Origin of the sequence: Halorubrum trueperi (assembly GCF_042662525.1) — an archaeon.
GTDB lineage: Archaea > Halobacteriota > Halobacteria > Halobacteriales > Haloferacaceae > Halorubrum > Halorubrum trueperi.
Genome location: NZ_JBHSXI010000025.1, coordinates 1 through 7,027, shown reverse-complemented (window position 1 = coordinate 7,027; position 7,027 = coordinate 1). Strand labels below are relative to the sequence as shown.

Sequence of the window (7,027 nt, the reverse complement as noted above, 5' to 3'; positions counted from 1 at the left end):
CCCGAACGCGAAGACGAACGTTGCGCTGGTGACCGAGGCAAACGGCCATAGGGAGTCGGGAGCGTGATCGAGCCGGCGGAACAGGAACTCGACGATGCCGAGATGGGCAACTCCGCCGATTGCCGCGACGAGGAGCGTTCGGAGTGATGGTGAACCCATCGCGATCGCCTCACTCGGACTCCTCGACGACAGCAGTATACACTGCCCCACTTACGACCCCAACCGGGAACGCCACCCACCACGTAATCATGAATCCGATAGCGACGACGCCGAACGAGATCGTTGCCGCGCTCACGGGATCGGCACCGGATAGCCCGAGCGCGGCGGCTGTCGTCAGGATGAGCGTGACGGCGATCAGGCTGCCAACGTACGTCCCGAGCGTCCCAAGTAGACCGGCGACGGGTCCGAAAAACGGGATGTCCGATGGGAGGAGTCGCCAAACGACAACACCGACTACGAGCGCGGTCGGAATCACGACCGGGGCCGCGAGCCCGGCGAACGCGAACCACACAAGACCGTCGTTTGACGATAACAACCCGACAGTCTCGCCACCGATCGCGGTGGCAGCGAACAGGACCGATGCAGCGAGTGCAGCACTCGCGGCCGCATAGCCTGCACCGACGTCCGGTCGATCTGCGCCGGGAAGTCGTCCAGGTCCGTATCGAGTACACGCACGATGGAGGGGATCTGTGGGGAGGGACCTCATACGTGTTAGTTCTACGGGCGAGTGCATAGAATTTGCCCCGATCGAATTTTGTGAGTCGACTACCCCCCCTACTTCGATTTGTCTACCGACTTCGTTCGTAGCGTGTGGGGTTTGTCGATGAACTCAGTCTCGAACCCGTCCGGATGGGCGTTGAATTCGGGTTGTCTGTGAGACGTCCAAATCGGGGGCGACCGTGAACGGTCACCCTTCGCACGACAACCACATCATCGAGACGCCCGTGAGAGAAGTCCCCGTGAGACTCCACCAGAAGGGCTAACTATACGGTTTGCGTATTTCTATCCATGGCCCTCCACGCCGTCGAAAACGTCGAGGAAGCGTTCAGCGTCACCCGAGAGTTTCTGACTCCCATCGACGTGCGCCGCTGGCTGAAGCTCGCGCTTGTCGTGTTCTTCGTCGGGAGCGGCGTGAGCTTCCCGACGGCACAGTTCAACACGTCGACGCCGGCGGGAGACGTCTCGAACGGTGATCTCCCGTTTAGCCTCCCGATCGACGTGGTGACGCTTGCCGTCGTACTCGTCGCCACCGGACTCCTGCTCGGCGGGCTGTTCGCGTTGATCGGAGCGGTCATGGAATTTGTGCTGATCGAATCGCTCCGCACTGGCGAGGTGTCGCTCCGACGACACTGGCGGCGGCGCTGGCGACAGGGCCTCCGCCTGTTCGGGTTCCGGATCGCGATCGGGCTCCCGATGATCGCGTTGTTCGCCGGCTGGCTCGCACTGCTCATCGTTCCGATCCTGACCGGACGCGATCCTACGATCCCTGCCACGGCGTTCCTCGTCGGGATCCCGGTGGTGTTTCTCATCGGCGTCCTGTATGCGTTGGTGTCGGGGCTCACGACCGTGTTCGTCGTGCCGCTCATGATTGAGGCAGACTCGGGCGTACTCGCGGCGTGGCGTCGCCTCTGGGGATCGATCAAGACCGCGTGGAAACAGTATCTGGCGTACGTCGTAATCGCGTTCTTGTTGACGGTTGCGGCCGGGATCATCGCCTCGATCGTGGTCGGACTCATCGCAATCGTGTTTCTCATCCCCGTTCTCATCGTCGCCGCGATCACGCACGTGACCGTCTCGTTGTCGTCGACGGTCGGAATCGTCGTCCTCGTCGCACTTGTGCTCCTGTTCGGACTGTTGATGCTCGTCATCGGGACGCTCGCACAGGTCCCCGTCGTAACGTATCTCCGATACTACGCGCTGCTCGTGCTCGGCGACATCGAGGAGTCGTTCGACGTCCTATCTGACCGTCACCCGTCGGGAGGAGAGCCAGGACCAATGACTCGTTGAGAGAAAAGCTATGAGCGACAACTCACCGGCGTGGGGTTCTGCCGCTCGTGGCGCAGTCGCGCTATCCGTACTCGGGATGGTCGGCGTCGTCGCGCTTACGATCTACTCCGTGCCGACGCTTCAGGCGATACCCGAACTGGCGGTCCTGTCGTATCCGACGCTCGTGCTGGTTGCGGCCGCGAACTCGACTATCCTTCTCGTCATCTTCGTGGCTCTCGGCACGGTGACCGCTCCCCGGACGGGATTACACTCACACGTCTTCGCGTGGGCGTCCGGTGGCAGTCCGGATTGGGACGCGTTTCGACGATCACTGCCGCTCGCGGTCGGGCTGGGTGCGGTGGTGTTCATTCTCGTCACCGTCCTCGATGTGGCGTTCGCCCCGTTTACGGGACTCAAGTTAGTCGAACCTACTGGGGATGCGGCGGCGTTTGAAGACTTGATCGCGTCGATTCCGATGCGACTCCTCTACGGCGGAATCACGGAAGAGATCCTGCTCCGATGGGGCGTCATGGCCCCGATCGCATTCGTCTGCTGGGGGCTTCGAAACCGACTCCGAGAGCGCACGAAGACGCCGCCCGCGGCGGTGATGTGGATCGCAATCGTTGCTAGCGCGGTCGCGTTCGGCGTCGGCCACCTGCCCGCGCTCGCGTCGACGTTCGAGCTCACGACCGCGCTGATCATCCGAACCATCCTGCTGAACGCGACCGTCGGCGTGGCGCTCGGCTGGCTGTTTTGGCGGCGATCGCTGGAGACGGCGATGGTCGCACACGCCGCGTTTCACGTCGTTCTCGTCACCGTTTCCGCGGTCGGGACGCTGATCTTCTAAGCCGACTGGAAGGCGGGCGTAGTAGCTCACGCGGACCGTCGTCGGGCGCGAACGTACGCGTAGACGACACCGACTGCGGTCCCGGCGAGAAACAGACCGGAGCCCATCGTGAACTCGACGTCACCGTTGTGTTTCGTGAGACCGTTGATATCGATCGTCGTCATCCGCGGTCACCGTCTTCGAGTGCGCCGTCTTGGACTTCGTCAGGGCGCACACTAGCGTGCATCCGTACAGTGCTTCTCATGAGAGTGTCCGACTCTGCGTGTAGGGCTAACCGTATACACTATCTGATACATTCGCTCGTCTAGTCACTGCATCACTTTTGTTACAAATCTGAGCGGTTCTGTTAAAATTCTCAGAACCAGGTAGAAAATACCTGCGAGAGGCGGAGTGTCTAGGTTCTATTGAAACCCTATTCTTCAGATACAGTCTCGTCTGAAACAGCTGGTCGCTGAAGAGCGCGGACTGAACACCAGAAATGTTATTCACCCAATGAGACAAGTTACGGTATGAAAGATAAAATCTCATTTGATGGTCTAACACTTGCAGGCGTTGCGAACGATGAAGACGGAGAAGTGGGTGCAGATACCGTTTTCCACTTTGAACAGACCGGTGAACGAATCTATGCCAACTACTCTGGTGGCGAGGTCGTAGATGGTCACTTGGTTGGTACGTTTGATGGTGAGCAGTGGGACATCAGATACACCCAAATAAACACAGATAACGAAACCGCGACTGGACACTCTGTTGGTGATGTCGAGCTTCTTGACGATGGGCGTGTGAGAGTTGAAGATGAGTGGGAGTGGGAATCAAAACCCGGTACTGGAGAATCAATTCATGAAGAAGTTGATGAGTAGATTGTCTTCAAAGATCACATCGTGAATGGTCACTACTTGACCTGTGTTGACCGCAACCGGAGCAACACGTATCACCTACTAAGTATTTCAATAGAAGCTGATTGTTTTGCCTCTACGGTCGATTCTTCCGGGGGTGTGCGGCTGCATCAACCGTAAGATCGCGCTTGCGTATTGACTGTAGAAAGTTCTACCAGTTCGAATGGGTATTCCGATAGCCATGCGAGATACACAGCGCGAATACCACGAGTCATAGTGTTGATTAACACAGAGTGTTGAATGCTAAGGACTGTTCACTCGTCCACGCGAACGAGACGCTTTCGCTGAGAGCAGACAACGGTTAGCAACCGACAACTCGCTGACCCACCGTCCAAGTTGGGTTTGGGTTTCTGGCCACCCTCGCCGGGAACTTCACACCTATCCTTCGCAACTGAGAACATTCCTATGAACACCCCCTAGATCGGGTCCGTGTGGGTCCCGTGGTGAGTATCTGATGACACGACACAATAGCCAATCCGACAGGAATCGATTCGCAACCATCGCAGTCGGTGCAGCTAAAACCGAGACACATCCTTACAGAGATGGGACGAACGACGTTGTCCCACCGATTCATCTTTCGACTACGTTCGAGTGGGCCAGTGGGGAGGACGCCAATGAACACGACTATTCGCGCGAGAGCAATCCAACGCGGGCAGTCCTTGAAGAGCAGTTAGCCCGCCTCGAAGGAGGCGAGCATGGTTTGGCGTTCGCTTCCGGAATGGCCGCCACATCGGCGACGATGCTGTCACTGATCCCCCCGGGAGGGCACGTCGTCTCCTCGGACACCATCTATAGCGGAACCGAAAAGCTGCTCACCAAGCACATGGCCGGACACCTCGGCGTTGATATCGACTTTGTTGACGCCCGTGACCCCGACAACGTCGCCGGTGCAGTCAACGTGGACACTGACTTAATTTGGGCAGAAACGCCGTCGAATCCCCTGATTAGGTTGTGCGACATCCAAACGATAGCCGATATCGCCGATGGCCGTAATGCTCTGTTCGTCGTGGACAGTACCTTTGCAAGTCCGTACTACCAAGCCCCACTCGAACTGGGTGCTGACGTTGTCGTTCACAGCACCACCAAGTATCTCAACGGACACTCCGACTCTATCGGCGGTGCCGTTATCACTGATGATGGTGGGGTTTTTGAGCAATTAGCGTTCGCGCAGCGAGTTGGGCTTGGAAATATGCTTTCACCATTCGACTGCTACCTCGTTGCGCGAGGCATCAAGACACTGCCCGCGCGGATGGAACATCACGAGAAGAACGCGATGGCAGTTTCCCGGTTCCTCGAAAGCCATGATCGGGTCGCTCGCGTCCACTATCCGGGTCTTGAGAGCCACCCACAACACGACCTTGCGAGTGAGCAAATGTCAGGATACAGTGGGATGCTGTCCTTCGAGTTTGATGGCACGCTCATCGAACTTGAGGCATTCATTAAGGGACTTGAGGTATTTACGCCGGGGGCAAGTCTCGGTGGGGTTGAGAGCCTTGTTGAGGTACCCTCACTAATGCTCCCTGACGAGTTCAGTCGTAGTGAGGGTTCAGCGGAGATTCCTGAGAAGTTAGTCCGGGTATCCGTTGGCCTCGAAGACGCTGATGACCTCTGCGAGGACCTCCAGAAGGCACTATCGTAGGCGCACGTTCCCCTTTTATCCGACCGCTCCGATCCACAAGCAGGAATACCAACTGTGCCTAGAGGAAAGAGTGCTAATTATTCGACCGGTTCGATTACGTCTCCGGGGCGAATTATCCCATCTTCGAGAATATCCGCTCGAAGTCCACCTCGGTGAGTGAGTGCCCCTAATATGCCGTCCTGAGTGATGCGCTGAAGATGATTACACGGTTCACACAGTCGATTCCCTCGACAAATGGCGTCACCGATTCGGAATCGTTTCCCAACGAGATGATTGAGTGCGACATCACGGGTTTCGATGTTTCGTCGGTGTTCTCCCGGTGCGAGTTCAATTCCCGCTTCACGTTCGATGGCTGTGACAGCCTCCTGCTCGATCAACGTGAGGTCGTACCCATCGTGGCGTTCTTCATCTGGCTCCCACTCGACAAAGGTTCCCGTCTCAATCTCGCTAAAGTAGCGATCACCTCGAAGTCCTTTTTCGGCAAATGCTTCAACGTCGGTCTGTTCTTCCATCTCCGCTTCGACTTCAGATGCGATAAAAATTCGTTCGACAGTGCCACTCCCGGTCATGTTTGCTATGCGCATTTATCACAGTATAAATACTCGGGTGTAGGTGTCGTTGAGAAGGTAACTCAGCGGTATGTCCGCATGTGTAGTGAGCGGGTGTTTCACCGGTTTTGACATGAAATGAGCGGTGCCGTCGTGCTGAACTCACCCTCTGTATCGGTCACGCCCTTGTTGACAGATGCTCGGTAGATGACAGAGCAGTGTGATACAATATTGGTCTGTACTGACCGATTTGCAGAGTAGATATACTGCCTACTCTCTGGCTGTTCCCAAACGGCTATCTTCCAGAGAGCTGCGAATCGCTCGTATCTCGTCACGAATTTGTTGCCACTGCGTCAGATCTCCAGGGATACCGGATTCCCGTCGATCGTTCCCACCGAGACCATCATTGTTCGATGCGGTCCGATCGACGAGCGCCCGGATTGCACGAGGGTCTTCGATCGCCCGGAACGAGAGGTCGTCCCCACCAGCGATTTCGAACGTAACTGAGCCGTATCCGAAGATCGACCCCGTGATATCCTGTCCAAAGGAACTGTTCTGGACGGTTTCAAGGTTTGCCTGTGTAACAGACCGGGTCAACACGCCGCGTTTCACGTAAAGTGCTTCGTCCGTTATCACGTACTGCACGCCTTGGAGAGCAAAATACTTCCAGAGCGGGATCGCCACTCCGAGTGGAACGACTGCGAGGAAAAACGGGTTCTCTGTAGTAACGCTGACCACGATCCCGGAGACGAGGAGGAGAACGCCGATCACAACTGCTGGAAGGATGGTAGTGACCCGCGGGCGGCCAGCCCATTCGACCGATTCGTTCGTGTCGACCGGGATAGCCGGGTCGATCGACTCCGTCATAGCTGGCTACCGTTCATCATCCGATTCTTGATCGGCAGGAGAGCTCTCGGTTCTCTGGTTACTACTCACGAACTCAGTCTGATCGGTGTTGCCCTCACCAGTCGATTGTTCCTCCGCCGCATTACCGGTGTCGGACGTCAAGGCCGATGTGTTTCCTGTCGTCTCCTGTTGTGCTTCAAGAGCATTCGTCTTTAGCTAAGCCTCACACCTCGGTTGCGTAGCGGTAGCGAGCGTCTCCTGTAAGATC

At 57.0% G+C, this 7,027-nt stretch carries 8 protein-coding genes; 4 read left to right on the top strand and 4 right to left on the bottom strand.

Translation table 11 applies throughout. The features are described from left to right. Positions 1-169: 169 nt before the first annotated feature. The gene (locus tag ACFQEY_RS17110; protein ID WP_379771000.1) at positions 170-706 is read right to left on the bottom strand and encodes a hypothetical protein; all 537 of its coding nucleotides are present in this window, start codon (positions 704-706) and stop codon (positions 170-172) included. A gap of 302 nt (positions 707-1,008) precedes the next feature. Between ACFQEY_RS17110 and ACFQEY_RS17105 the strand changes: the two genes are divergently transcribed. After that, complete coding sequence (locus ACFQEY_RS17105; RefSeq protein WP_379770997.1) at positions 1,009-2,007, top strand: DUF7544 domain-containing protein; 999 nt, start codon at positions 1,009-1,011, stop codon at positions 2,005-2,007. Between the two features lie 10 nt (positions 2,008-2,017). Continuing rightward, the gene (locus ACFQEY_RS17100; RefSeq protein ID WP_379770994.1) at positions 2,018-2,833 is read left to right on the top strand and encodes a CPBP family glutamic-type intramembrane protease; all 816 of its coding nucleotides are present in this window, start codon (positions 2,018-2,020) and stop codon (positions 2,831-2,833) included. A 26-nt stretch (positions 2,834-2,859) separates the two neighbouring features. Here ACFQEY_RS17100 and ACFQEY_RS17095 read toward each other — a convergent pair whose 3' ends face one another. Next, entirely contained in the window at positions 2,860-2,997 is a 138-nt protein-coding gene (locus ACFQEY_RS17095; protein ID WP_379770991.1) for a hypothetical protein, read from the bottom strand. Positions 2,998-3,342: 345 nt separating this feature from the next. Between ACFQEY_RS17095 and ACFQEY_RS17090 the strand changes: the two genes are divergently transcribed. Together ACFQEY_RS17090 and ACFQEY_RS17085 are read left to right on the top strand one after the other, a co-directional pair. Beyond that, a complete protein-coding gene (locus ACFQEY_RS17090; protein ID WP_379770989.1) occupies positions 3,343-3,690 on the top strand; it encodes an avidin-fold protein in 348 nt (115 codons plus the stop codon). Between the two features lie 490 nt (positions 3,691-4,180). Continuing rightward, positions 4,181-5,365, top strand: coding sequence for a trans-sulfuration enzyme family protein (locus tag ACFQEY_RS17085; protein ID WP_379770987.1), 1,185 nt, complete (start codon positions 4,181-4,183; stop codon positions 5,363-5,365). 77 nt (positions 5,366-5,442) lie between these two features. Here the strand turns inward: ACFQEY_RS17085 and ACFQEY_RS17080 are convergent, their stop codons facing one another. Together ACFQEY_RS17080 and ACFQEY_RS17075 are read right to left on the bottom strand one after the other, a co-directional pair. Continuing rightward, the gene (locus ACFQEY_RS17080) at positions 5,443-5,934 is read right to left on the bottom strand and encodes an MOSC domain-containing protein (RefSeq protein ID WP_379770985.1); all 492 of its coding nucleotides are present in this window, start codon (positions 5,932-5,934) and stop codon (positions 5,443-5,445) included. Between the two features lie 249 nt (positions 5,935-6,183). Further along, positions 6,184-6,780 carry a PH domain-containing protein gene (locus tag ACFQEY_RS17075; protein WP_379770982.1) on the bottom strand — a complete coding sequence of 199 codons (597 nt, stop codon included), beginning with the start codon at positions 6,778-6,780 and terminating at the stop codon, positions 6,184-6,186. Positions 6,781-7,027 lie beyond the last annotated feature (247 nt).